Below are 24,235 nucleotides of genomic sequence, written 5' to 3' on the forward strand. Positions count from 1 at the left end.
GATCGACAACGCGAACTCCAGCCTCGGCTTGCCGCAAGATTCCAATAATCTGTTCTTCGGTGAATCTGCTACGTTTCATTCTTGTGCTCCTATGTCAGGAACACTAACTTTTCAATGGCATACTTTTCGGGGGGAGGGTCAATTCTTTGCGAACTATTGGAATCATCATCTTACAATGACTATTTAGAAAGACTAATTATTCAGTTGAAAAATTCGAAAAATTATCAGTTTATTATTGCTTTTTTTGAGACTGGCAAACAACAACCTGCCTTCGTTAAATACCTCAACGAGTATTGGCCAGATTTCTTTTCACTAATGCTTAAAGAAGAGAATTTCTCAGATAATTTTATAAAAAACTATACTCTCCTCACAATTTACAACTCTACTGACGAAGAAATAACAAAAGTAAATAATGACAACATACTGACTGACTATATTTCAAACAACGCATCGTTCTCATGCATGCCAGAACAGCCACTTAAACGACTAATACATGTTTATAAACTTATAGGAGTGTCATTTACATCCATTGAATATCATGATTCCGCAAAAGAGCTATTCCTTGAGTTGTACAACAATTCTCTTTATTCAATTACGATTGATAATATTTCGTTAATTCTCAATAAAATTTTTGGAGCGCCAGAACATGCTATCGGCATAAAAAACTTTTCGCTCATCTTTAAAGAAACGGAATCTCCCATTTACAATTTTATCGTTGACAACTTACCTATCTACTTTGAAGCACTGCTCAATAACTATTCTTCTTTTCATGACGATGAAATTCCATACACATTCATTTTAAACAATGACAGCATTTCAATAGAACAAAAATCTCAGTACATTAAAAAATCGAACACCAAAATTTCCAATATAACAGCCATTGAAAACAAAAATCTTTGGGGCAACTTACTCAGTTCAAATTCTGTTTTAGCGACTAGTGAAAACTTTTTGGCATATTTTTCTCATACACAACAATATGACGACTCTCTAATAAAATTTACGAATGAAAACTTTTTTGATATAAAACCGTTAGAAAATTTAGAAGATTCACTATTAGACACGCTATTTACTGAAACAATTACCTGCAACAGACTTGAAAATGCCAGATATTCACAAATACTGTCCCAATTCAAAAACAGCTATGAATCTGAGCCACCGAAAAATATCGATCAAGACAAAGTTGATATTCTAATTGACCTCAAAATATTCAAGATGACTCCGGACATGCTTCTTGCTTTTCGAGAAGCCTATTCCAGCAATATTCTTAAATTCATAATTACTAATTTTTCTGAATATGTTAAAATTTTTCCATCAATCCCATTTAACATTCATGAATTTTTACAAATCCTCTCTAGCGATCTCAACAATGACCAAAAGCTTACAATCCTAGCCCTAAATAGCTCCCCAGTATCAGCTTTCGGCGATAATTACTCGGAAGAAATTGTTGACTACATTCTTCAGCACAATTTAGACGAATCTGAGATTCAACGAATTTTGCAATCCTATGCTGATCATAATTCTACAGTTAAAGATACAATACTCAAAATTGCCCTGACTAAACGCAATGCTATTACTGACGGCAACCTTCAACTACCAATTGAACTGTACAATGACGTATTCAAAAGCGATCATATTGAAAACGAGATAAAAATTGAATTTTTTAAAATCTTGCTGCCACACATCGATAGGAAAACATTCAACTCATACCTCAAATTCCTTCCGCTACCAGAATTCAAAAATATTCTCACACCTGGGAGCAAAAGAATAGAAGCTAACGCTATTAACGAGGCTTTATTATCTATCTTGAAGGAAAAGGGATGGATAAAAGAATTCTCTCTTGATGCGAATGATAATAGCTTTTACGATGTCTATTCTTAGGATAAAGAGCAGGGCATAACGCACCTTTCAACTTCTATCCCTATACAAAACAGGCTATTACAGGATAGTGCTTGGCCGCTGCTACTCGCTGTAAGAAATTATCCTTTCCATGTCCGTGCGCTTCTGGGCATCCATCGAATCCGCTTCATACTGCGCCTGCAAGTTAACCTACAGATTAAGATCAGTTTCAAAAAACGTTGCAAGCCGCAGAGCCGTGTCAACAGAAATGCCCCGCTTCTCGTTAATAATCTCATGCACTCGTGAAGCGGGAATCCGCAGCTCCAGCGCAAGCGTGGAGGCCGTACGGCCAAGAGGGGCCATATATTCCTCGCGCAATATTTCGTCGGGGTGAATAGCAAGCATAAAATATCTCTAACCATGCGTGGTGTTGTGCTGATTTATGACAGTAGCATTGCCGCTAGTGATAATCCACCACTTCCACATCATATGCGTTTCCATCTTCCCACCGAAAGCATATGCGCCATTGCATGTTAATGGCAATTCTGAATTGTCCATCCCGATCTTCCTTCAACTTTTCCAGCCTGTTGCCTGAAGTGATTCTGAGCGAATTGAGCTGGCCTGTCGCATGCAGATTGCGCAAATCGCCTGTGTTCACGCGTCGCTAGCGGGCAATGCGCGCGCCAATTTCATTCGCCTAGGCCCGATGCAACATCCTCTTTTCCGCCTCTTTTCCCTGACATGTGATTGTTGCGTGCCGCGCTCTCAGGGAAAATGAATGTTTGTGCAAAATCTCACATCATAGCTGCAAAACAATAGTTGTTCAATCAATCAAAACATCATCTAAAATGTAATAAAGCAGGTATGAATTTAAAATTGAACATAAAATAATACGTTATGTAAAAAATAAGAATAAAGAATTGAGTAATTGTTGCTATTTTCTTGATTTGTCAATCGGCGTAGTGTACATTTGTTCTTAGAACATACCTTAATCCATGCATGACAATTCACACTATAGTAGTCATGTATAACAAAAGGAGTCACGAATGAGTACGGAGCTTAAGAGGATGCATATGGGACAGATCACCTCGTTTTTTATTCCCAACGTAACTCTCGTCGGCGAGGGGTGTTCCAAAGAAATTCCTGATCGTCTGAAAAACATTGGCGGCGTCAAGCCCTTGCTTGTTACCGACCCAGGTATTGTCAACGCCGGTATACTCAGGCAGATCACCGACATCCTTGATTCTGCAAAAATGAAGTACGCCATATATGACAAGACTGTTCCAAACCCCACCGACAACAACGTTGTTGAGGCCTTTGGCGTATATAAAAAAGAGAAATGCGACAGCATCATTACGCTTGGCGGCGGCAGCTCGCACGACTGCGGCAAGGGCGTGGGTTTTCTTGCAAGCAACGGCGGCAAAATTCATGATTATGAAGGCGTGGACAAGTCCAAAAATCCCTTTCCGCCGTATGTAGCTGTCAACACCACGGCGGGCACGGCTTCGGAAATGACCCGTTTTTGCGTCATCACCGACACTTCCCGCAAGGTCAAAATGGCAATTGGCGACTGGCGCTGCACCCCCAGCGTGGCCATTGACGACCCGTTGCTGATGATGGGCATGCCCCCGGCACTGACCGCCGCTACGGGCATGGACGCGCTGACCCATGCCGTGGAGGCCTACGTTTCCATTGCGGCGACCCCCATGACCGACGCTTGCGCTGAAAAATCCATGGAATACGTCAACCGTTATCTGCGCCGTGCCGTGGCCAACGGCCGGGACAAAGAAGCCCGCGAGGGCATGTGTTACGCGCAGTATCTGGCCGGCATGGCCTTCAACAACGCAAGCCTGGGGTATGTGCATGCCATGGCGCATCAGCTTGGGGGTTTTTATGACCTGCCCCACGGCGAATGCAACGCCATTCTGCTGCCGCATGTGTGCGAATACAATCGTATTTCAAGCCGACGCCGTTTTGGCCGCGTCGCTCAGCTACTGGGCGAGCTGACGCAGGGCATCAGCGCCGATGAAGCCTCGCGCAAGGCCATTATCGCCATCAACATTCTGTCCAGGGACGTGGGCATTCCCGAGGGCCTGGTTGCCCTGGGCAAAAAGTACGGCAAGGAGGTGCGCGAAGCCGATATCCCCACTATGACCGCCAATGCCCAAAAGGATGTCTGCTGCTTTACCAACCCCCGCACCATGACCGATGCTGACGTGGCTGCCGTGTACAAGGCGGCCATGTAATAACGGGCTGAATACCGGTATTGCCGACTTGGGCCGTTGCGCAGCGCAACGGGCAACACGGCGCTACCCAAAAGATGCAGTGTAAAAACCGGCGCGAATATCCACGCCGGTTTTTTTGTAGGCAGCTGCACAATATTTTACGATAGTAACCTACAGAGGTGGGTTTGGGAAACAGGATCACGAGCTAAGATGAACGTAAGAAGTCAAAGGAGGCTTTTTATGTTTAAACCGAGAAGAAAATTCACCGCCAAGTTTAAAAACCGCTTCCTTCTGGATGCCTTGTCCGGGTAAGGTCAGATTCACTCAAATTTTCTCCGCAGATCGAACCAAAGTATGCATGACGTATGCATACTGGCCGCGCACTCGCTAAAAGCATACCCATTTTAGACGCGAAAACGGCGTGTTGCTATCTAAAGCAACACGCCGTTTTTATTACGTATTAATGGCGGAGAGGGTGGGATTCGAACCCACGTAGGAGCTATTAACCCCTAACTCGATTTCGAGTCGATTCAATTAGTTTTTTGGCAGATAATGATTTCAGCCAGTTGTAATCATTTCAGCACTATATTTTCATCCAGCGTCATGCAGATGCATACCCATAAATTGAAAAAGTATGCATGATGGTATGCACGAGTTTACCACGGATGTCGGTTGCCATCAGCAATGAGCGTTATGCACTCTCAAGCTGCCGGTTTTCAGGTCTGATCACTACCATCACAAGCCCGCAAGAGGTCATCGTCTAACATAGTCAGCAGGAAATCGTACAGATCCCAAAACAGCCTGTCTGGCCCAGAATCACCCTCTAGCCCTTGTTCCCTCTCTTCGTCCCCCAAAGACAAGGACACCGCAATATCAGCATTGCACAGGGCTGGGACGGCCCCACCCCACCCCTCATGTATATCAAAGAAACCCCGCACAAACTCGCATTTTAGGTACCGGGCCGCATTGCCCGCATCAATGGCATCAAGAAGGCGATTGCTGCTGTCAATTGTGCCAACTATGTACACGGAAACCAGCGGTTCGCGTTCATAAAGACCTCGGCACTCAGTGACCCACCCCGATAGCGCAGGAATGTAGTTAGGCGTATCGGGCTGGCTGGCATGAACAACGTCCAAAAAAACTTGAACTTCAGGAAATCTATCATGGACAGCATCTGCCGCTGCATTGCCAATGTCGCCGATGCCAATGAAAGCAATGCGCTGATGGTGGTGGAGCTGATTGTCGCCCTGTGCATTAGCCACGTGGGCCAGTTTGGTGGTAATGGATGCCTCTAATTCCTTGATACAAGCGATGACTGAGTTTGACTGTAACGAACTTTCCATGCGGATACCCTCCTTCTAATTTGTGTTATTAAACTGATAAAATACAATTTTCTGTTACTACTAGATTATAATATCAATCTATATTGACAAAATTATACACCTGTGATATAATAATTTTGGCGCAAGCCATAACCACAAGAAGCCATTCGTATTGTACGAATGGCTTCTTTTTTATCATTATTAAAACTTTTGGAGCTTTAAATGAGTTACTCTAAGGAGATGTGCGTATTTCTGCTGTCAAACCCGCAGCTGATTGAGGAAGACTCATTGACAGAACATGTAGAGGCCACTGTTTTCAAAGCCATCAATGCGGCCATTTCCAATCGCTTGGGTGAACGGTCGCCGTGGCGTACCCGATTCGGACTGGTGGTAGAGGATGAAGATGGCAACGATGATACCGTGTTTGCGCCACTGGATTGGCCAACAAAGCCGGGTCATGCTGACCTCGCCGTGTTCAGACTGGCAGAAACAAGCAACGATTCAAATTCTTATTGGCTTGGAAGTGCGCTTGGCCTCAACGACTGCACGTTATGCTTTGAATTGTGGATGGACGGCAGGCCAGCAGGCCCGTCCAAATACAAGGTCAAGCAGCGCATGGAGTCCTTTCTGGCAGAAACTGAGCCCCTTAAAAAGGCAGGTTTCCACTATACGAAGCGGGGTACACTTATCCTGCCGTTTATCCTCGACAAGGTTGCGGTCGCAAAGGAATTTCCCGACCTCAAAAAATCACTGGAACCCATGACCGCAGCGTTAGAAAACGTGCTCAAGCTGATGCCCGTTTTTGACAAGCTGGTGAAGGAGCTTTTGCCGAAGCTGCCAGCCCCAAAATAGTTCATAAGCAGAATGCGCCCTCATGAAAATGGGGGCGCGTTTTTTTGAATAAGCTCAAAGCCGATTGCATAATGCGGAATTGAAAAGCCCCCAGTTCTGAAGTCGGTGGTCAGAAAAAGGAAGATTTAAAGAAAATTCACATGCAAGTTAAACCATTTACTTAAATCATTACAATGCGTTTTATTCATTACGGTTAATTTATTAACTACGCTTATTATTAAATCATACGGTTAATAAAACTACATATACACATTGTATATTGTTATACGGTAAACATTATCACCGTCTATGCCAAAATGGCATGCGGGTTTTCAACCAGTACGAATGATAAGGGGCTATTTGGGGGTAGGAGCAAATTGAACCACAGTTGTGTGCAAGTTTATTGCCAAGATCTACTTGCATTCAGTCAAGTAAATTTTTCCAATTCGGGTTGGACTCTGGAGGGGGTTGTAGAAGGGCGGCGTTTCTGGTAGACAAATTAGCGTTGGGACGGTCATCGACCAGAGAGCCCACACTAAATACCCATAATAGATTCTATAGCTAGTAACAGATATTATTTGTTAATGCAGTGGGGTCTACAATGGGGAAAAAGTGTTCCGGCGGGAAATCTTGGTCTGAGATCGGCAACAGCCTCATAAGTCTTGCAGTATATTCCATCCTGTTTTGGGGACGCTTGATTTTAATCTGGCGTAGTGACCCAGAATACGTCGCAAAGCATGGCGAGCGATACGCAGGTTCCCTCCTGAATGGCAACCGAGTTAGTCATGCCGTCAAACTGCTGGCTGGCATAACCAGCACGCCAGACCTCTTCCTCACACTGACATTTGATGCCACGAGGTGGCGCGATATCGATGCCAAACGGTTCGATACCGCTCGCGTTCGTTTTGACAAATTCATGCGGTTCGTCGAAACCCAGTGCCCCAATTGCTGGTTTGTCTGGAGCATTGAAGTGTCCGATATCGGTGCGCTTCACTACCACCTTGTGGGGTCGCTGGGGGACGGACATGGTCTGAGCAAGGCCAAGTCTTTTGCTGGGCGGTGGCTTTACCTCACCGGCAGCAAGAATCCGGGTATGTTTGATGCCAAAGCCGCCGACATGAGCGTTTTGGGCTACCTTTTCCAGCCCCAAAAAAATCAGTTCAAGCTGAATACTCGCCGTTTCCCCCGGAAGCGGCTTTTCGGCATTCGCGGTAAGAAAAATATCACTTTCGGCAAAATATCCAAGGTGAGAAAGATAACTGCAGAGGAAAGAACCGAAATTATAGAGCTTATTGCGCGGAAAATGTATGCAGGGCGCGATACAGCCGGTCTTTGGGAGTACGCCCAACGTGAAGTCACTCCATTTGCCTTTTGCACGGAGGAAGTCGTGAATGAGGTCAAGGAGCTCGTCAAGAAGCGCAAGAAGTAGTTGAAGTGGTGCCCTAGCGGTCTGACAGCTAGGGCACTCTTGCTTTCGGTCATGGCACTACGGGAGGGTTTATGGCAGAAAAAACATGTATCCTAATAAAATTTATAATTATTACTGAAGACTGTTCGTTTTGGTGCTTTGCTAGGCAATAATGGACGACTGTCTGACGTATGTTCAGCTAGCAGATCTATTGCAATTAAAGGTGTCTACAATGCGTAACGTGTGGCGCGAGTATCCACACTTCTTCATTACTGAATCGTCCCGCAAGGCGGGCTGCCTCAAGGGGGCCAGATTCTGCAAGGACGATGTCTTGCGATACTTGAAAGAAAAAACGGAGCTAGAATATGGCCATACTAGAGATTCCCAAGAAAAACGGCACGGTGTTCCGAGCGTATTTCAAATATCAAGGACGCCAGTACTCAAAAACTTGCTACAGCCGCAGGGAGGCAAATGCCTGGGAATACGACGCCAAAAGGGCCCTCAGTCAACAACAGGATATGCCACCGAGTTTGATGTTTTCCCATGCTAGCCGGGAATACTTGCAGGACTGCAAAGTGCGCTTGACGACCAACACTTTCCTTGAGCAAACACGGCATCTTCGGGAATTTGCAGCTTTCCTTTCACGTGATGTCCCCATGACGGACATCACGAAGGCCACCGCTACCAGATTCATACGCTCAATTGAAACTGAGCGTGGGGGCAAGGCTGCTGATCGCCGCATACGCACGTTGAAAGCCCTTTGGAATTGGCACAAAGACGCTGTTCCACGGAACCCCTGGCGTTTTGTTGCCAAGCCCGCTGTGGAACAATACGTCAAGTACGTGCCCACCCCTGACGACATCAACAAGGTTCTGGCTGTGGCAAAACCGTGGCAAGCTGATTTGCTCAACACGCTGCTGCTCACAGGGGCCAGAGTGAGCGAAATTCTCAATTTAACGTGGGAAGACGTTGCCGAGCACTCATTGAAGCTTTGGACGAGGAAGCGCAAAGGAGGGGCAAGGCAGTACCGGACGCTACCTATCGGTAGCAGCTTGCATGCCATCATAGCTGCTCAGAGAGCCATAACAGGCAATACGACCCATGTTTTTATCAATCCCAATACAGGAGGGCCGTACTCAACCCGCCAACAAACGATCAGGGACATGATGAAAAACCTTTGCAAGAAGGCTCAGGTCAAAAGCTTTGGTTTTCATTCAATACGGCATTTTTTCGCTGTGAGCCTTATCCAGTCACAACAGGCGGGGTTGACTGACATCCAGCTCCTCTTAGGACATCAGAGGGCCACAACGACCGACATCTACTTGAAAAGCGTGTCGCCAGACATCAACCACTTGGCGGCTATTATTGAAAGTGCGGTTCAGCCAGCAGCTAGCCGTATGCACGAGGTTGAAGCCGACGGATAACTCTGGATGGCCATAATGCTTAAGGGCGGGTTGCTTCACTGCAACCCGCCCTTTTCTTGTACTCAATGACACTGACGACAACGCCATGCCTATCAATGGGGTGAATATCGCTCAAATTGACGTTTAAGGGCCGTTTTTACATTGCGGCTTGGCAAACCACACGCGCCGATGCCACGCGGCTTAGAATCGAAATTTAAGCGATTCCAGCCACCACGCGATTAAGCAGTACAAAACACTTTCAACAACTGCCCTTTCTTCAGTTCGGTTGCCCGAACTTCTATAACATACTGAATACTAACACTATTGCCGTTTTTGAGCCAAATTCAAGAAGATTACGCTTAAATAGTCTCAAAATCGCTTCACTAATCTATACTTCTGGGATTCAAGACAACAGGAAAACGATGCTATTTCACGAGCATTGCCCGGAATTAATAGCATTATGCATGGTTGACACACAATTTCTTTTGCATCAAATTTATCTATAGATTTAACAGTCACAACTCCAAACAGCAACAACACGCTAATATCATTAGCAATTAGAGGGAATCATGAGTGAGACTAATGATCTGAAAAGTGAACGGTAAAGAGTAAAAAATTAATTTAGCTAAACTCACCATGCAGGAGAAAAACAAATCTGCGGGATACGATACAGCGATTCCTCTCTTGGGCAATCTTTATATCAGAGAATACTTGCGATTGTCCTCTTTGGTGAGGTACACACCATAAACTATAAGCAATTAATCATTGTCAATAAAATGACACGTAATTGTATGCTTTTATTCGAACAAGACTCCGTAAACCATATTTAAATTAACCCCGGACTGCAATTTTGGCAAAAAACTGACCATTGGCAATTCACAAAAACTAAACAGATGTTTAATATAAAAATTCTTTGGAGAGAAAAATGAAAATATTGCAAAATTATTTATACAGTAAATTTATTTCACTACTGCACATAACACAAATACGCACAAAAATAATTTTTCTTGGAGCAATTACCCTTACATTATTATTAATAATATCAGTCAACAATTACAATAGATATAGACTTACAGAAAATTTATGTACTTTAAATATGAAAAATATTTCCAAAATATTAACCATATCCAATGCTATTCAAGAAATTCAACGCGAACGTGGCATATCATATACACAACATCTGTCGTCTTTAAATAACAAGGAATCATTGAGCATCCAAAGAAACAGCACAGACGCTGCGCTATACAAATTATTTCAATTAAATCAAAATGATATCGAGACTGAAAAATATTTATCAACTTTACGCGATAGCATAGACAATAAACGCATTAGCTCTGAAGAAATATTTAGCCAATACATCATGATAGTTTCAAGTCTACTTGAAGAAATTTCAAATATCAATACAATTCCATTCCAAGGCATGGAGCAACTCTCAACAATAGAAGTAAAAAAAATATTTTTTGCAAAAGAAAAGTTAGGCCTATTACGTACTCTAATCTCCTTAAAATTACATGACAAAAATGCATTAGACGGGAAAAAAGCTGAAATCAAATATCTATATTACCAATACAACACTATCATTGACGAGGTTATCCAATCAAATAATGTTGAAATAGCCGATCTCTTGAAAAAATTTACACAACTTGAGACAAGCAAGAAGACGTTCAATTTTGTGGAAGAGAGTATCCGCAGCGAAAATTTAATTTTAGACCCAAGCAAATGGTTTTCAATCTCAACCCAAACCATTGACGACCTACAAGCTACATGTGCGCAGGCTCTTTTAATCAGTTCAGACACCCTCAACAATTCAGCAACACAAGCGATTAGGGATTCTTTATTTTTTTTATTTTTCAACATCACTATTTCCATAATCATAGCATTTTTTATTATAACTATTGTCTATAGTGTCTATTTTCCACTAAAAAAGATTACTAATTTTATAAATGAAGCTACACAAAATGATTTCAATTGCAGTTTAGATTTTCATTCAAGGAATGAGTTTGGCATTATTGCAAAAAGCATTAACAAACTAATAAGTGATGTAAATAAACTTTTTACTGAAAAAGATTTTATTGCATATCACGATTCCCTCACGGGAATCTATAATAGGCATAAATTCATTGAAGTATTTAATAAAGAGTTAAAACGCTCTGATAGACATAACCACAACATTGCATTTGCAATAATGGATATTGATAAATTCAAGCATATTAATGATAAATTTGGACACAACATTGGGGATTTAGTGCTAAAAACTTTAGCCGATGTTATTAAAGAGAATATACGCGAAACAGATTGCTTTGCTAGATGGGGAGGAGATGAGTTCGTCTTACTTCTTCCAGAAACAGAGCAGAAAGGAGCTATCGCTTTGGCAGAAAAGATTCGAAAAGCTGTAGAGAAGAAGAAGTTAAATTTTGCTAACAACGTAACAATAAGCATTGGCGTATCAACGTACAAAAAAGGGGAGGCTCTTGAATCTATATATTCAAGAGCAGATAAAGCACTTTACGCATCTAAAGAGCAAGGAAGAAATCGGGTAACATTTAACTTTGATGATTAAATTGGACTAAAACAACTACGCACCTTATTTTCCCCACAGATCGAGCTAAAGTATGCATGACGGTATGCATGGCAGTCACGCACTCGCTAAAAACATACCCATTTTAGACGCGAAAACGGCGTGTCGCTATCTAAAGCAACACGCCGTTTTTATTATGTATTAATGGCGGAGAGGGTGGGATTCGAACCCACGTAGGAGCTATTAACCCCTAACTCGATTTCGAGTCGAGCGCGTTACGGCCACTTCGCTACCTCTCCGCAGGCCACAAAGGGCGTTGGGCACCCCGCTTGCAGCCGAAGGCGGTATATAGCTTATCTTTGTATGAAAGGCAATGCTTCTGCTGCAAAGATGCCGCATGCGGCCTTTATTTGAACTGCGGGGAATGCGTTGGCCGTTTTCGCTCCAGACGCAGTGCCCCTCAGCCCCGCAAAAGAAAAGTTTTCTGCAGGTTTGGCCTCGGTTCATCCAGGCCTTTCGCATCAACACCCGCAGCAGAGCCTGCGGCAGTTTCGGCTGGGGCTTGTCGGGCTTTGCCCCCAACTTGCGCAGCAAAACAGCGTGTCATGTCCAGACCGGCTCCGGCCTCTGTTTCTGCCCACCGCCCGCAGCATCCGGTCCGGCGTCAGCGCAAGCGCTCACCGTCGCGGCGCGCCACGGTGGCTAATGCTTGTCCAGCGCCGCCATCACCTCAAGGGCGTCGGCCTGTTCGGGGTCTGTCTGCAGGGCACGCAGGGCCGCATCTTCCGCTGCCTGTTTTTTGTGCCAGGCAAGATACAGTTTTGCCATTTTGCCAAAGGTCGAGGCGTGCCCGCCAAAGGTTCGCAGCACGGCCTTGTAGACCTTCTCGGCCTTCTCATATTCCCGCAGTTCCATCCAGGCCGCTACGGCCCCGGTGTATGCCGCCGAATCGCGCGGCTGCAGGCTGATGGATTCTTCGTACATGGCGGCGGCCTCGGCAAACAGCCCGGCAGCGGCAAAAATCTGGCCCATCTGCAGGCGAATGCCTTCCTCGTCGCTGAACTCTTCAACCATGCGCTTCAAAAAGGCGCGCCCCTTGGCCACCTGGCCCTCGCGCAAAAATTCCAGCCCACTGCTGATGAGCTGTTTTTTGCGTGCCAGCCGTACTTCGGCCTCCTGCTGCAACGACTGTTCCGCCGCAGTCTGCAAAATTTTCGCCAACCCATCCAGCACGGTAGAGAGCGCGGCCTCCTTGCCCGGCTGCAGGGTGATGCTGCGCGGCTTGCCCGTATGGCAGGGGTCAAGCAGAGGCTGCAGCATGCTGTGCCGCACCACGGTCGCCAAAAAATCGCCGATCTGGATATCAAGCTCCGCTCTGACCGAGCGCACCAGTTTTATTTCCGCAAGCTGCCGCACGGCTTCGCTCATGGTCAAAAGCGCACGCTCAACCTCGTCGCGCCGCAGATACCCGGTGGCGCGGGCGATGTTTTCCCGAATTTCCTTTGGAGCAGTGGTCAACATGCCAAACTCTCCTTCAGCCAGTGCTGCCGCACGGTTTGAGAGTTGTCCCGCAAAATCCGCAAGGCCGCGTCTGGCACAAGAAAATCCACGTTGCGACCCGCCAGCCACAACTGCCGTACCCGCGAGGCGCTCACCGCCAGCCACGGCACAGAAAGAAAATGCGCCAGCCCTCCCCCGGGCAATGCCACGCACGCGCACGAGGGCAGCACGGACGGGCGCGGCTGAGCTTGCGGCCAAAGCGCCTTTGCTGCGGCGATAAAATTTTCGGCGGTATGCCCCTTGCGGGGCACAACGACAAAATTGCACAGCCGGGGCAGCTCCACTCCTCTATGCCAGGTGGAAAGCATGGCAAAATCCGGGCTACCCAGAATAAAATAAAAATCCGTGCTCGGCTCGGCTTCATGGTAGGCGCACAGGGTATCCCAGGTGAACGACGGCCCCTGCCGCAGCGCTTCCACGCGGTTGCAACGCAGCCAGGGCAGCGTTGCCGCGCAGGCTTCCACCATGCGGGCGCGCAGCTCAAAGGGCAGCATGCCTTGCTGCGCCTTGTGGGGCGGCACGGCGCAGGGAACCATATCCACACCCTGCACAAGGTCTCCCAGGGCTTCACGCGCCTCAATGGCCAGACGCATGTGCCCCACATGGGGCGGATTAAAACTTCCGCCCAGAATGGCTCTGCCCGGCGGGTGGGACGCCGTTTCGGTCATTTAACGGCGCACCTGCCCCTGCCCAAGCACCACAAATTTGGTGGTGGTCAGCTCGTCTACGCCCATGGGGCCGTAGGCATGCAGCTTTGAGGTTGAAATGCCGATCTCCGCGCCCAGACCAAGCTGCCCGCCGTCGTTGAAGCGGCTGGAAGCGTTGACCGCCACCATGGAGGCGTCCGCCTCGCGCAAAAAACGCATGGCGTGCTCATGATTGTTGGTGCAGATGATTTCCGTATGGTTTGAACCGTAACGGGCAATGTGGTCCAGCGCCGCGTCCACGTTGTCCACCACGCGCACGGCAAGCACCAGCGCGTGAAATTCCTGCCCCAGGTCGTCGGGCTGCTGGGCCACGGCGGTCGCCCCCAGCAGGGGCAGGGACGCCGGGCATGCGCGAAACTCCACCCCAGCCGCGCCAAGCCTGACACCGACCTTGGGCAAAAAGTCCCCAGCCGCATCGCGGTGCACCAGCAGGCATTCCAGCGCATTGCACACGCCGGGGCGCTGCACCTTGCCGTTGAACACGATCTCCACAGCGACGTCGAGGTCGGCGCCCGCGTCGATATACGCGTGGCACACGCCCTTGAAATGCTTGAGCACCGGCATGGTGGCCGCCTCGGTCACCGCGCGCACAAGGCCCTCGCCCCCACGCGGAATAATCACATCAATGTAGCGGTCGAGCTTGCACAGCGCATTGACGGCTTCATGCCCCGGTATGGAGACAAGCTGCGCGGCATCGCCCGGCAACCCGGCCTGGACCAGGGCGTCGCACAGGGCTTTGGCCAGCGCGATATTTGAGCGCAGGGCCTCGCTGCCCCCGCGCAGAATAACCGCATTGCCCGCCTTAATGCACAGGATGGCGGCGTCAATGGTGACGTTGGGTCGCGCCTCGTAGATCATGGCGATAACGCCAAGCGGCACGCGCATACGCCCCACCAGCAGGCCGTTGGGGCGCTGCCACTGGCGCTCGGTGGCTCCCACGGGGTCCGGCAGGTTGGCCACGTGGCGGCAGGCAGCGCGCATTTCTTCCATAATGACAGGGGTGAGCGTAAGGCGGTCAAGCCGGGGCGCATCCTGCCCCGCTGCACGGGCAGCCTCAAGGTCCGCTGCATTGGCCGCCAGAATTTCGGGCTCGCGATCCTGCAGCAGCCTGGCCAGGCCCAAAAGGGCCTGCGTTTTGGCATCGGGGTGCGCCTTGGCAATGGCCCTGGCTGCTTCCTTAGCCCGCGCTCCGAGGCGCGACATTTCTTCTGCAGGCGTCATGCGTGCTCCTTGTGGTAGTGGCCGTGGCCGCGCAGGCAGCCTGACCAGAGGATATTTGTTTTGACAGAGGGGTTGATTCTGGCCTAAGAAAAAAGCTTCCGTCCAGCTCCGCCGAAGATACGCGCGCAGGGCAAATGCGCGGAAAAACAACGGCGGTTCCGCCTCCCTGTAAGGAGTTTTGATACATGAATCCGCAAAAGAATCAAGGCGCGGAGGATTCCCCCCTGCTGCGCGACCTGCAGGCCGAAGTCAGCTCAGAAAGCGCCCCCATGCTCCAGTTTATGCTGCGCCACGCTGGCACAATAGCCAGTATTGTGGTGCTGTTCGTACTGGTGCTGGCCGGCACGGGCATCTGGCGCTGGTACACCACGTCCAAAAACGACGAGGCCCGCCAGTCATTGGCCCGCATTGTGCTGCAAACCAACGGCCCTGCCCAGATCAAGGAGCTTGCCGCTCTGGCCGAAAAAGCCCCTGCCGATGTGCGGTTTTCCGTCTATCTTGCCCTGGGGCAGAGCGCCATGAGCAATGGCGACAATGCCACTGCGGCGGATGCCTTTGCCAAGGCCGCCAAAGAGGGCGAAAGCTCCCTGGCGCTGGTGGCAGGCATGAACGAAGCGGGGGCTTTGCTCAAGGCTGGCAAATATGCCGAGGCGCTGGTCGCGCTGCAAAAGCTGCAGTCGTCGCTGCCCGGCGAGGTTACCGCCCCCCAGCTCAAGCAGATGACGGCCGAGGCCGCCGTGATTGCGGGGCAGCCGGAGCAGGCGGCGCGTATGTATCTGGCCCTTGCACGCGAGGCTCAGGGCCTCAACAGCGAATATTTTCGCGCTCGCGCCACCGCGCTTGCCCCCAAGATTGTTGATGAAGAAGCAGCCCAGGCCGCAAGCCCGGCGACGCCAGACGGCGCGACCGATAAAGCCCCCGGCAAAGCTCAGTAAATATCTCTTCGCAAGCCCGCGCATGTGCAAACAGCGCGGGCTTGCGTCATTGTAGGCGGGGCCGCATGGGCCGCGCCATTTTGTATCCAGTTGCGGTTCAGGCGGCACGTCTGGGCCTGGAGGGAACATGAGCAATAATCCGCTGTTGCAGGGCGCTCGCGGCGAGCGTCACCTGCTGTTGGGAAACGAGGCCATCGTGCGCGGCGCGCTTGAAGCGGGCGTGCACATGGTCAGCTGTTACCCCGGCACGCCGTCCTCGGAAGTGCCGGACACGTTCCACCGCCTTGGCGGCGAAGGCCGCTACAGGCTGGAATATTCCGTCAATGAAAAGGTCGCCATGGAAGTGGCCGCCGGTGCGGCCCTGGGCGGCGCCATGAGCCTCGTCACCATGAAGCACGTGGGCGTCAACGTGGCTGCCGACCCGATGTTCACATCCGTATACACGGGTCTGCCCGGCGGCATGGTTGTGCTCACGGCCGACGACCCCGGCTGCCACTCAAGCCAGAACGAGCAGGACAACCGCACCTATGCCCGTTTTGCCCAGCTGCCCTGTTTTGAGCCCGCCTCGGCTCAGGAAGCCAAGGACATGACCCGCGAGGCTTTTCGCCTTGCCCGCGAGCTGCAGCAGCCGGTAATGCTGCGCACCACCACCCGCATCAGCCACCTGCGCGGCGCGGTGGATTTTGACGATCTGCCCGCGGCCCAGCCCAAGGTTGAATTCAAGCGCGACCCAGGCCGTTTTGTGCCGGTGCCCGCCGTTGCCCGCAAGCGCCATGTGGCCCTTGACGGCATCATGGAAAAGGCCCGCCAGTTTGCGGAATCCAGCCGGTTCAACACCGTGCGCGAGCCGCAGACGCCCACGCGCCTTGGCATCATCACCAGCGGCGTTGCGCGCGACTATCTGTCCGACGCCCTTGCCGTGGGCGGGTGGGAAGACCGCGTGCGCGTGCTTGAGCTTGGCATGACCTGGCCCCTGCCCACGGGCATGATTATCGAATTTTTGCACGGCTGCGACCGTGTGCTGGTGCTCGAAGAAGGCGTTGACCTTCTGGAGCAGGACATCCGCGCCCTGGTGCAAAAGCACGACATCCATGTGCGCATTGAAGGCAAGGATGCAGGCCTCACCGGTCAGGGCGAATATTCCACAACCCTGGTCATGCGCCGCCTTTCCTCCTGGCTGGACACCCCCTGCCCGGCCAAGCCCGTGCGAAGCGTAGACCTGGAGCTGCCCGGACGCCCGCCGAACCTCTGCGCCGGTTGTTCGCACCGCGCCGTCTACTATGCCGCGCGGCAGGTATTTGGCGACGACGCCTACTACTCCAGCGACATTGGCTGTTACACCCTTGGTCTGCTGCCGCCCCTGCGCACTGCTGACTTTCTCGTGTGCATGGGTTCCTCGGTTTCCGCAGGCAGCGGCTTTGCACGTGCTTCCGGAAAACACGTGGTAGCCTTTATCGGCGATTCCACGTTTTTCCATTCCGGCATGACGGGTCTGGCCAATGCGGTGTTTAACCAGCATGATATCATTCTGGTCATTCTGGACAACGGCACGACGGCCATGACAGGGCACCAGCCCAATCCCGGCATGATTCAGGACATGCTCGGCTCCATGAGCCAGCACATGGATATTGAAGCCATCGTGCGGGCCATGGGCGTTACCCAGTGCACCAAGGTGCGCTCGTTCAACGTCAAAGCCGTCGCCAAGGCGCTGGAAGAAATGAAGGCCCAGACCGGCGTGCGCGTGCTGATTACTGAAGAGCCCTGCGTGCTTTACGCCCGCCGTCAGCTCAAAAAGGCCCAGCCCCAGGTGGCCGAGGTGGCCCAACAGGGGCCGGAAGCCATGCGCTGCCTTGAGCAATTGGCCTGCCCCGCCTTTTACCGCGAGGGCGACAATCTTGCTGTGGATGCCACACTCTGCACGGGCTGCATGGTCTGTCTGCAGGTTGCGCCTACGGCCTTTAAGGCGCGGAAGCGGTAGGGAGCGCAAATATTATGAAGACACAAGAAATGCAAAAGCGGATGCGTATATTCTTTACCGGCGTTGGCGGTCAGGGCACCCTGACGGCTACGACCCTGCTGGCCCGCACGGCTCTTGAAGCCGGGCTTGAGGTTGTGGCAGGCGAGGTGCACGGCATGGCCCAGCGCGGCGGCGTTGTGGAATCTGTCATGCTGCTCGGCGGCTGGCGCTCGCCCAAGCTTGATCTGGGCGAAGCCGACGTGCTGCTGGGCTTTGAACCGCTCGAAACCCTGCGCGCCCTGCCCTATCTGCAGCCCGGCGGCGCTGTTTTTTCCAGCAGCGACCCCCTGCCGCCGCTCAGCGTTTCGCTGGGCAAGGCGGTGTACCCCGACATGCAGCAGATCGTGGAAAGAACCCGCCAGGTCGCCGGGCAGTGCCATTTTGTGGCCTGCCGTGACCTTGGCCTGCAGGCCGGATCGGTGCAGAGCGGCAACACCGTGCTGCTGAGCGTGGTCTGCGCCTCTGGCGTACTGCCCTTTGGCGTGGACGCTCTGGAAGCGGCCATAAAAAAATTCCTGCCGCCCAAACTGCAGGAATCGAACCTCAAAGCCCTGGAACTGGGAAAGGCCTACCTCAACAAGTAGCCCCCCCCGGCCAGACAAACTGAACGCGTTACAGGTGGAGCCTCCGGCAGGAGGCTCCACTTTTTTATCCTGGGCCATCTTGATACCCGATCGTTTCGCCGGGGCCTGCTCCGGCGCCAACGCTGCCCACCGGTGCCGCAGACAATGCAGGCCTTCAGCACTGCTGCATCTGTTCAATAAGGCCTTCAAGATTTCGCGCCTGAGCGGAAAGCCCAGCGACCGCGCGGGAGGCAGTGCTCATGGCCGCTGCCGTCTGGCGCGACAGGTCGGTTACCTCGCCGATGGTGCGGTTGATCTGGTTTGTCGCCACAGCCTGCTGCTCGCTTGCCGTGGCGATGGCGCTGACCTGGCTGGCGGTTTCCTCCACAGTGCCCACAACGGCCTCAAGCGCCTGCCCGGACTGCTGGGCGGCCTCCGTCGCAACAGAGATGCCCTGCACTGCTTCTTGCACCGATTGCGCGCTGCGGGCCACGCTGTGCTGGATGGCCTTGATGGCCGTATCCACATCATGGGTTGAGGCCATGGTTTTTTCTGCCAGTTTGCGCACCTCGTCGGCCACCACGGCAAAACCGCGCCCGGCATCGCCAGCCCGCGCGGCCTCAATAGCGGCATTGAGCGCCAGCAGGTTGGTCTGGTCAGCAATGTCTGAAATAACGTTCATAATGCGGGTAATGGCCTGCGCGTGTCCGCCAAGCTGCTCCATGTCGTCCTTGAGGCGCAGCGAGGTAGAGCGCACGTTTTCAATGCTTTGCAGGGCATGTTGCACCACGTTGGAGCCAGCTTCGGCCCGTGAGCGCGTCGCTGCGGAGGAATCCGAAGCCACGGACGCATTGTGCGCCACCTCGCCCACCGTGGCATTCATCTGCTCCATACCGGTAGCGGCTTCCGTCAGTCTTTGCGCGGTGCTGTCCGCGCTTTCTTCCGCCTGCCGGATTGTGTCGCTCACCTGCCCGGATGCCGTTGCCACCACATGGGTTACTTCCTCCAGCGCTTCGGCCACCTGCTGCATGGCCTCGCTTTTTGCCCGGGCGTCGCGCTCGGCGGCCTCAGCCTGCAGCAGCGCGGCGTTGGCCCGTACGGATTCTTCCCGTGCTTTTTCAGATTCGCAGCGCGCGCTGGCTATGTGGGCCTGCAGCGCCTGAACCATGAGCACCAGCGAGGCATATACGCCCTGTTGGCGGCCAGAGTGCTCAAGCTCGTAATCTCCTGCGGCCACGCGCCCAGCAATAAGCTGCAGCTGCGCAGGATCTTTGCCCAGCTGGCGCTTGATGGCCAGCGTGATGCCCGCCGTTACGGCGATGCTGAACAATATGCCTACCAGGGCCAGAGCTGCCCCGGCGATTCGCGATTGGCGGGCTATATCCTGCGCGCTGGCCGCCGCTGCCTGGCTGCGCTCCACATCGTGCTGCACCAGCTGGTCAAAATAGCGGGCAAGGCGGATAAAATCGGCCCTGCTGCGGGTAAACAGGGCGATGGAACCGTCCGTGTCGCCCTCGCCCGCAAGGCGGATGATTTCTTCGCGGGTCGTCTCATCGGCGCGCATCTGGGCGACAATATTATTCCACAATTCGTCATCCACGGTTTCCCCTACCAGCTTGCGCGCCTGCATCAGGGCCTCATAGGCCTCCGCATGGTGGGCAAACTGCTTGAGGGCGCGCTTGATGCGGTCGCGGTATTCGGCAATGGTTACGCGGTCGGTGTGCGGGGTAAGCGCCGCCAGATCGGACCGCGCCGAGTACAACAGGGCGGCCATGGTCTGCACCGCCACCAGCGAGGGAACATACTGTTGGTCCATGTGACTGACGGCGCGGTCGATGCGGTCCGTATTGACAAAATATACGCCAAACAGGGCAAGCATAAGCACAATGATGCTGCTGAACGAAAGAACCAGTTTCGTGGTCAGCTTCATGAAGACTCCCATGGGGCTTGTTTGTGTGGGGGCGGGTGCAGCGCAAAAGCGAGCGAGAGCTATGCTTCAAGCTGGTAATTGCTGCCCTGTATGCGCTTGCACTGTTTTTTCAGCGCTGCCGCAGCTCGCGCCAGATCAAAACTGCTTTGATAATTGTTGGCCCGAACGCCGACAATTGTCAGGGACATGAGAGGAAAGCGCTCTTCAACGTTACTGCGGTTTTTGCCCTCAATGTAGCCGCGCTGCACATCTTCGGCGCTATAGAATGCGGGGACACTCTCGTTAAAGGCATTGATGATGGTTTCGCACACGCGCTGGGCTGTGCGCCCGTCGGCAACTGCGATAAAGTCGTCGCCGCCGATATGGCCTACAAAATCGTCTTCGGCGGCGCTCTCCTTGATAATGGACGAGAGGCGCTTTAGGGCGCGATCGCCATTTTTAAACCCGTATTTGTCGTTGTAAGCCTTGAAATTGTCTATGTCGAAGTAGAGCACAATTCTGGGCAGACCAAGGCGCACGAGCCTCTCCAGCTCGATATCTATAAGAGCATTGCCCGGCAGCTCTGAAAGCGGGTTGAGCTGACGGGCGTTGGCCACCTCAAGCTCGATGCTTTTTTCCAACAGCTCCTTGACCGTTACAACGCCCTGATACCGGCCTTCGCGGGTGACGGTGACAAAATCGTACAGTTTTGCGTCGTCGCGCCGCATGGCCTGTCGGGCCACGAGATCAATTGTGCACTGGTGATCAACACTCAAGAAGGATCTGTCCATCACGGCTTCCACGGCTTTGTCCGCAAACAGGGAAAAGCCGAACCTGCCGCTGAGCTGCTCGTGCAGGCGGTTGCGGGTGAGGGCACCCACGGGCACTTCGCCCATGACCACGCAAAGCCCGTTGAGCTTGCTGTTGTTTTCAAACAGCTCGACAACCGTGCGGATGGGCGTATGCGGGGGAACAACCGTGCCTGGCCTGCATATGTGCCGCACATGAAATTTGTGAACGCGTGCCCCAAAAAAGCGGTTTTTTATCTTGTTTTCGCGGTGAATGACCTGCAGGGCCGTCGGCTCGACCACGCGCGGCGAGGGCGACGGTTTGCGAATAAAATAGCCCTGACCGTAGGGCACATCAAAGCTGATGAGCGTTGCCAGCTCCTCCTCCGTCTCAATGCCCTCTGCAATGATGCGGGTATTGGTGAGGGCGGCAAACTCCTGCATGCTCTTGATCAGGGCCTGGCGCGTAAGGTCTTTGTCCACGCCGCGTATGAGCTGCATATCGAGCTTGATAAAGTGGGGCTGGACATCCGAAATGAGGTTGAGGCCGGAATAGCCAGCGCCGGCGTCGTCAATGCTGATCTGGTAATTCTGCCCCTTGTAGTGCTCAATTATCTGCTTGAAGCCGCGCAGGTTTTCCACCGATTCGCGCTCGGTGATTTCAAAAACAATATCCTCGGCGCTGATAGCAAAACGGGTGAGATATTCCTTGGTAAAGCCCATGCCAAAATGCGGATCCTGAATGATGTTGGGATTCACATTGAGGAATAGCCGAATTCCCGTGGGCATCTGCCTGGCGGCACGCAGCGCGCTACGCCGAAAAAGATGCTCAAGCTCCAGCATGCAGCCGTTTTCAAGCGCACACTGGATCAGCGTCTCTGGATTTTCAAGCAGTGAGCCTGCAGGACCGCGCCCCAGGGCCTCATACCCAAAAACCGCGCCGTCCCGCAGCGAAACGATAGGCTGCAGCACGCTGGTGATTTCCTGATTGTGCAGGACGTCCAAAAAGGCCTGCCGGTCAGTCTCCTCAACAGGGACGCGGATTGGCGTGCTGCTCTCCGGGGCATCCACGGGCAGGCACATGGAGACTGGCTGCGGCGCAAGTGCAGGCGCACAACGCAACTGGGCCTGCAAATGGGGCATGTGCCCTGCTGTCAGAGGAAGGTCACAAAAAGTTTCATCAAACAAGTCTTGCGCGGAAGATTCGGGCATGACCCCCTCCACATGATGTGAATGCATGGCCAGATTGAGGACAATCCTGCTAGGCGGGACGGGGAAACGGTGTCGGTAGCATGGCTTGCGGTATGCTGCTCTACAGCCGCCGTTTAACCCTCGTCTTTGCCACCAACATCACTAAGCCGATACTATGGCGGATCCGTTACAATAATAATTGATTTTGGCGGCAAAGATATTTGTTCAATGCTAATGAACAGGCGTTCTTGCTGCTCTGCAGTAGGAATCCGCAGACAGTGTGACGATTATATGACGGGCAAGATGTCACCTGTGTTACAGGCGATGAATGGTACGCCTGGCGGCGAAGTTTGGGACGCCTGCGCGGCGCAACCCTTGCGGCACTCAAGACTGCCATGAGCTGAGCGCGCGGTGTTGGCAACGCCTTGTTTGCAATTGCCTTTAGCTGGTCAGCACCCGAAGCAGGTCGTTGAATAGCCTTCCTTTGACTCGCCGGAGCAGAGCGGGTTGCCGCCCTTCGGGCGCGACGGTTCGCCTGGCGGCGAAGCTTGGGACGCCTGCGCGGCGCGCCCCATTGCGGCACTCAAGACTGCCATGAGCTGAGCGCGCGGTGTTGACAGCGCCTTGTTTGCAAGTGCCTTTAGCTGGTCAGCACCCGAAGCAGGTCGTTGAATAGCCTTCCTTTGACCCGCCGGAGCAGAGCGGGTTGCCGCCCTTCGGGCGCGACGGTTCGCCTGGCGGCGAAGTTTGGGACGCCTGCGCGGCGCGCGGCAAGGTGGGGCCGGTTATGGGGCTTCGCCCCCGTCGCGGCCCCCCTTGCATCCCCCCCGAAGCACCCCCTGGAAAAGTTTTCAGCTTCCTTGGGATACCGAGGGCACGCGGCTTTAGCTGCGGGAGCTTCCTTCCCTCGCTGCGCTCACTCAGGCGATCTCCCTCCGCGCCGCGTAAATGCCAATGTCCGCTACCGCTTTGAATGTTATTCTGCTTCAGCCAACAATTACGGCCACAGCAAAAATTGAACATTGGTGCAAGACAGACCGACTGTGTTCAAAAAGCAATTCGCACTGCGTGTCAGCTATTATTTTGCAGCGTTCAAAATAGTTGAATATCGTAGCCGCTCACATCTGCCTTTGAACTGAACGTGAGAAGTTGACTGCGCATTGTTTGCAATTGCCTTTAACAGCCCAGCATCAGAAGCAGGTCGTTGAGTAACCTTCCTTTGACTCGCCGGAGCGGAGCGAGGCGATTGTTGGTGTTAGGGGAATTTGCAAAATACGTATTTTTCTGCTCTGGCAAGGAAAAAGCATTTTTTTAAGCGCAGCGTACTCAAGTACGTGAGCATTAAAAAAATGCTTTTGACGCCGCCAGAGCAAAAAAGACGGGTTTGCGTAAATGCGCCTGACGGGCTCACCAGAAACCGCAGCCAGGGGATTTTAAAAGGGTGCAAGGCAGAGGGAAGCGGCGGTTCAGAGAAGAAGGAAGTGGTGCAAAAGGGATGCAGGAAGGAGGAGCAGACGTGGGGACACGGCAGGACACGGCAGGCTGGAGCAGTAACCGCTGGTCTGGTCAGCCACAAGCCGCCGCTGCAGTGCAGCGCAGCGCAGTGTGAGGGAGCGGAGGAGGCGAAGCCGCAGCAAGGGGAGCGCAACAAAACACAAAGCCCCTTGCGCTAGCAGCAGCAAGGGGCTTTGGAGCAATCGTTGACAGCGGCCTACTTTCCCACATGACGTTATGCAGTATCATCGGCGATGGAGAGCTTAACTTCCGAGTTCGGAATGGGATCGGGTGTACCCTCTCCTCC

19 protein-coding genes, 1 tRNA gene and 1 rRNA gene are annotated in these 24,235 nt (G+C 52.3%); 10 read left to right on the forward strand and 11 right to left on the reverse strand.

The window, feature by feature from the left end; all coding sequences use genetic code 11:
* Positions 1-79 (reverse strand): transposase (locus ACE3NW_RS10945; RefSeq protein ID WP_374283353.1); only part of this gene is annotated, 79 nt, incomplete at its 3' end.
* A 35-nt stretch (positions 80-114) separates the two neighbouring features.
* Here ACE3NW_RS10945 and ACE3NW_RS10950 point away from each other — a divergent pair.
* The gene (locus ACE3NW_RS10950) at positions 115-1,878 is read left to right on the forward strand and encodes a hypothetical protein (RefSeq protein ID WP_374283314.1); all 1,764 of its coding nucleotides are present in this window, start codon (positions 115-117) and stop codon (positions 1,876-1,878) included.
* Between the two features lie 168 nt (positions 1,879-2,046).
* On the opposite strand, the gene ACE3NW_RS10955 is transcribed toward ACE3NW_RS10950, so the two are convergent.
* Together ACE3NW_RS10955 and ACE3NW_RS10960 are read right to left on the reverse strand one after the other, a co-directional pair.
* The gene (locus tag ACE3NW_RS10955) at positions 2,047-2,241 is read right to left on the reverse strand and encodes a HigA family addiction module antitoxin (protein WP_374283316.1); all 195 of its coding nucleotides are present in this window, start codon (positions 2,239-2,241) and stop codon (positions 2,047-2,049) included.
* Positions 2,242-2,296: 55 nt separating this feature from the next.
* Positions 2,297-2,494 carry a type II toxin-antitoxin system RelE/ParE family toxin gene (locus ACE3NW_RS10960; RefSeq protein WP_374283319.1) on the reverse strand — a complete coding sequence of 66 codons (198 nt, stop codon included), beginning with the start codon at positions 2,492-2,494 and terminating at the stop codon, positions 2,297-2,299.
* A gap of 388 nt (positions 2,495-2,882) precedes the next feature.
* Here ACE3NW_RS10960 and ACE3NW_RS10965 point away from each other — a divergent pair, with 388 nt between their 5' ends.
* Complete coding sequence (locus tag ACE3NW_RS10965; protein WP_374283321.1) at positions 2,883-4,082, forward strand: iron-containing alcohol dehydrogenase; 1,200 nt, start codon at positions 2,883-2,885, stop codon at positions 4,080-4,082.
* A 695-nt stretch (positions 4,083-4,777) separates the two neighbouring features.
* Here the strand turns inward: ACE3NW_RS10965 and ACE3NW_RS10970 are convergent.
* Positions 4,778-5,404 (reverse strand): hypothetical protein, encoded by a 627-nt coding sequence (locus tag ACE3NW_RS10970; RefSeq protein WP_374283323.1) that lies wholly within the window; start codon positions 5,402-5,404, stop codon positions 4,778-4,780.
* 201 nt (positions 5,405-5,605) lie between these two features.
* On the opposite strand from ACE3NW_RS10970, the gene ACE3NW_RS10975 reads away from it, so the two are divergent.
* The 4 genes from ACE3NW_RS10975 to ACE3NW_RS10990 all read left to right on the forward strand — a co-directional run bounded on the left by ACE3NW_RS10975 (position 5,606) and on the right by ACE3NW_RS10990 (position 11,585).
* Positions 5,606-6,235 (forward strand): hypothetical protein, encoded by a 630-nt coding sequence (locus tag ACE3NW_RS10975; RefSeq protein ID WP_374283325.1) that lies wholly within the window; start codon positions 5,606-5,608, stop codon positions 6,233-6,235.
* A 580-nt stretch (positions 6,236-6,815) separates the two neighbouring features.
* A complete protein-coding gene (locus tag ACE3NW_RS10980) occupies positions 6,816-7,643 on the forward strand; it encodes a hypothetical protein (protein ID WP_374283327.1) in 828 nt (275 codons plus the stop codon).
* Positions 7,644-7,987: 344 nt separating this feature from the next.
* Positions 7,988-9,046 (forward strand): tyrosine-type recombinase/integrase, encoded by a 1,059-nt coding sequence (locus ACE3NW_RS10985; RefSeq protein WP_374283329.1) that lies wholly within the window; start codon positions 7,988-7,990, stop codon positions 9,044-9,046.
* A gap of 904 nt (positions 9,047-9,950) precedes the next feature.
* On the forward strand, positions 9,951-11,585 hold the full coding sequence (locus ACE3NW_RS10990; protein ID WP_374283331.1) for a diguanylate cyclase: 1,635 nt from the start codon (positions 9,951-9,953) through the stop codon (positions 11,583-11,585).
* A 163-nt stretch (positions 11,586-11,748) separates the two neighbouring features.
* Here ACE3NW_RS10990 and ACE3NW_RS10995 read toward each other — a convergent pair.
* From ACE3NW_RS10995 to ACE3NW_RS11010, 4 genes are all read right to left on the reverse strand, one after another.
* Positions 11,749-11,842 (reverse strand) — tRNA-Ser (locus ACE3NW_RS10995).
* Between the two features lie 403 nt (positions 11,843-12,245).
* The gene (locus ACE3NW_RS11000; protein WP_374283334.1) at positions 12,246-13,064 is read right to left on the reverse strand and encodes a tetratricopeptide repeat protein; all 819 of its coding nucleotides are present in this window, start codon (positions 13,062-13,064) and stop codon (positions 12,246-12,248) included.
* Positions 13,058-13,771 (reverse strand): nicotinate (nicotinamide) nucleotide adenylyltransferase, encoded by a 714-nt coding sequence (nadD, locus tag ACE3NW_RS11005; RefSeq protein WP_374283336.1) that lies wholly within the window; start codon positions 13,769-13,771, stop codon positions 13,058-13,060. The genes ACE3NW_RS11000 and nadD overlap by 7 nt, the downstream gene beginning before the upstream one ends.
* Positions 13,772-15,031: a glutamate-5-semialdehyde dehydrogenase gene (locus ACE3NW_RS11010; RefSeq protein ID WP_374283338.1), complete on the reverse strand. Its 1,260-nt coding sequence runs from the start codon at positions 15,029-15,031 to the stop codon at positions 13,772-13,774.
* 185 nt (positions 15,032-15,216) lie between these two features.
* Between ACE3NW_RS11010 and ACE3NW_RS11015 the strand changes: the two genes are divergently transcribed.
* From ACE3NW_RS11015 to ACE3NW_RS11025, 3 genes are all read left to right on the forward strand, one after another.
* Positions 15,217-15,966: a tetratricopeptide repeat protein gene (locus ACE3NW_RS11015; protein ID WP_374283340.1), complete on the forward strand. Its 750-nt coding sequence runs from the start codon at positions 15,217-15,219 to the stop codon at positions 15,964-15,966.
* 127 nt (positions 15,967-16,093) lie between these two features.
* The gene (gene iorA, locus ACE3NW_RS11020) at positions 16,094-17,944 is read left to right on the forward strand and encodes an indolepyruvate ferredoxin oxidoreductase subunit alpha (RefSeq protein WP_374283342.1); all 1,851 of its coding nucleotides are present in this window, start codon (positions 16,094-16,096) and stop codon (positions 17,942-17,944) included.
* A 14-nt stretch (positions 17,945-17,958) separates the two neighbouring features.
* Entirely contained in the window at positions 17,959-18,567 is a 609-nt protein-coding gene (locus ACE3NW_RS11025) for an indolepyruvate oxidoreductase subunit beta (protein WP_374283345.1), read from the forward strand.
* Positions 18,568-18,721: 154 nt separating this feature from the next.
* Here ACE3NW_RS11025 and ACE3NW_RS11030 read toward each other — a convergent pair whose 3' ends face one another.
* Complete coding sequence (locus tag ACE3NW_RS11030) at positions 18,722-20,476, reverse strand: methyl-accepting chemotaxis protein (RefSeq protein WP_374283347.1); 1,755 nt, start codon at positions 20,474-20,476, stop codon at positions 18,722-18,724.
* A gap of 59 nt (positions 20,477-20,535) precedes the next feature.
* The gene (locus tag ACE3NW_RS11035) at positions 20,536-22,455 is read right to left on the reverse strand and encodes a GGDEF domain-containing protein (protein WP_374283349.1); all 1,920 of its coding nucleotides are present in this window, start codon (positions 22,453-22,455) and stop codon (positions 20,536-20,538) included.
* 1,244 nt (positions 22,456-23,699) lie between these two features.
* Here ACE3NW_RS11035 and ACE3NW_RS11040 point away from each other — a divergent pair.
* A complete protein-coding gene (locus ACE3NW_RS11040) occupies positions 23,700-24,107 on the forward strand; it encodes a hypothetical protein (protein ID WP_374283351.1) in 408 nt (135 codons plus the stop codon).
* Between the two features lie 25 nt (positions 24,108-24,132).
* Here the strand turns inward: ACE3NW_RS11040 and rrf are convergent.
* A 5S ribosomal RNA gene (rrf, locus tag ACE3NW_RS11045) occupies positions 24,133-24,235 on the reverse strand; the annotation flags it as partial.

This window comes from Desulfovibrio sp. (assembly GCF_041907885.1).
Lineage (GTDB): Bacteria > Desulfobacterota > Desulfovibrionia > Desulfovibrionales > Desulfovibrionaceae > Desulfovibrio.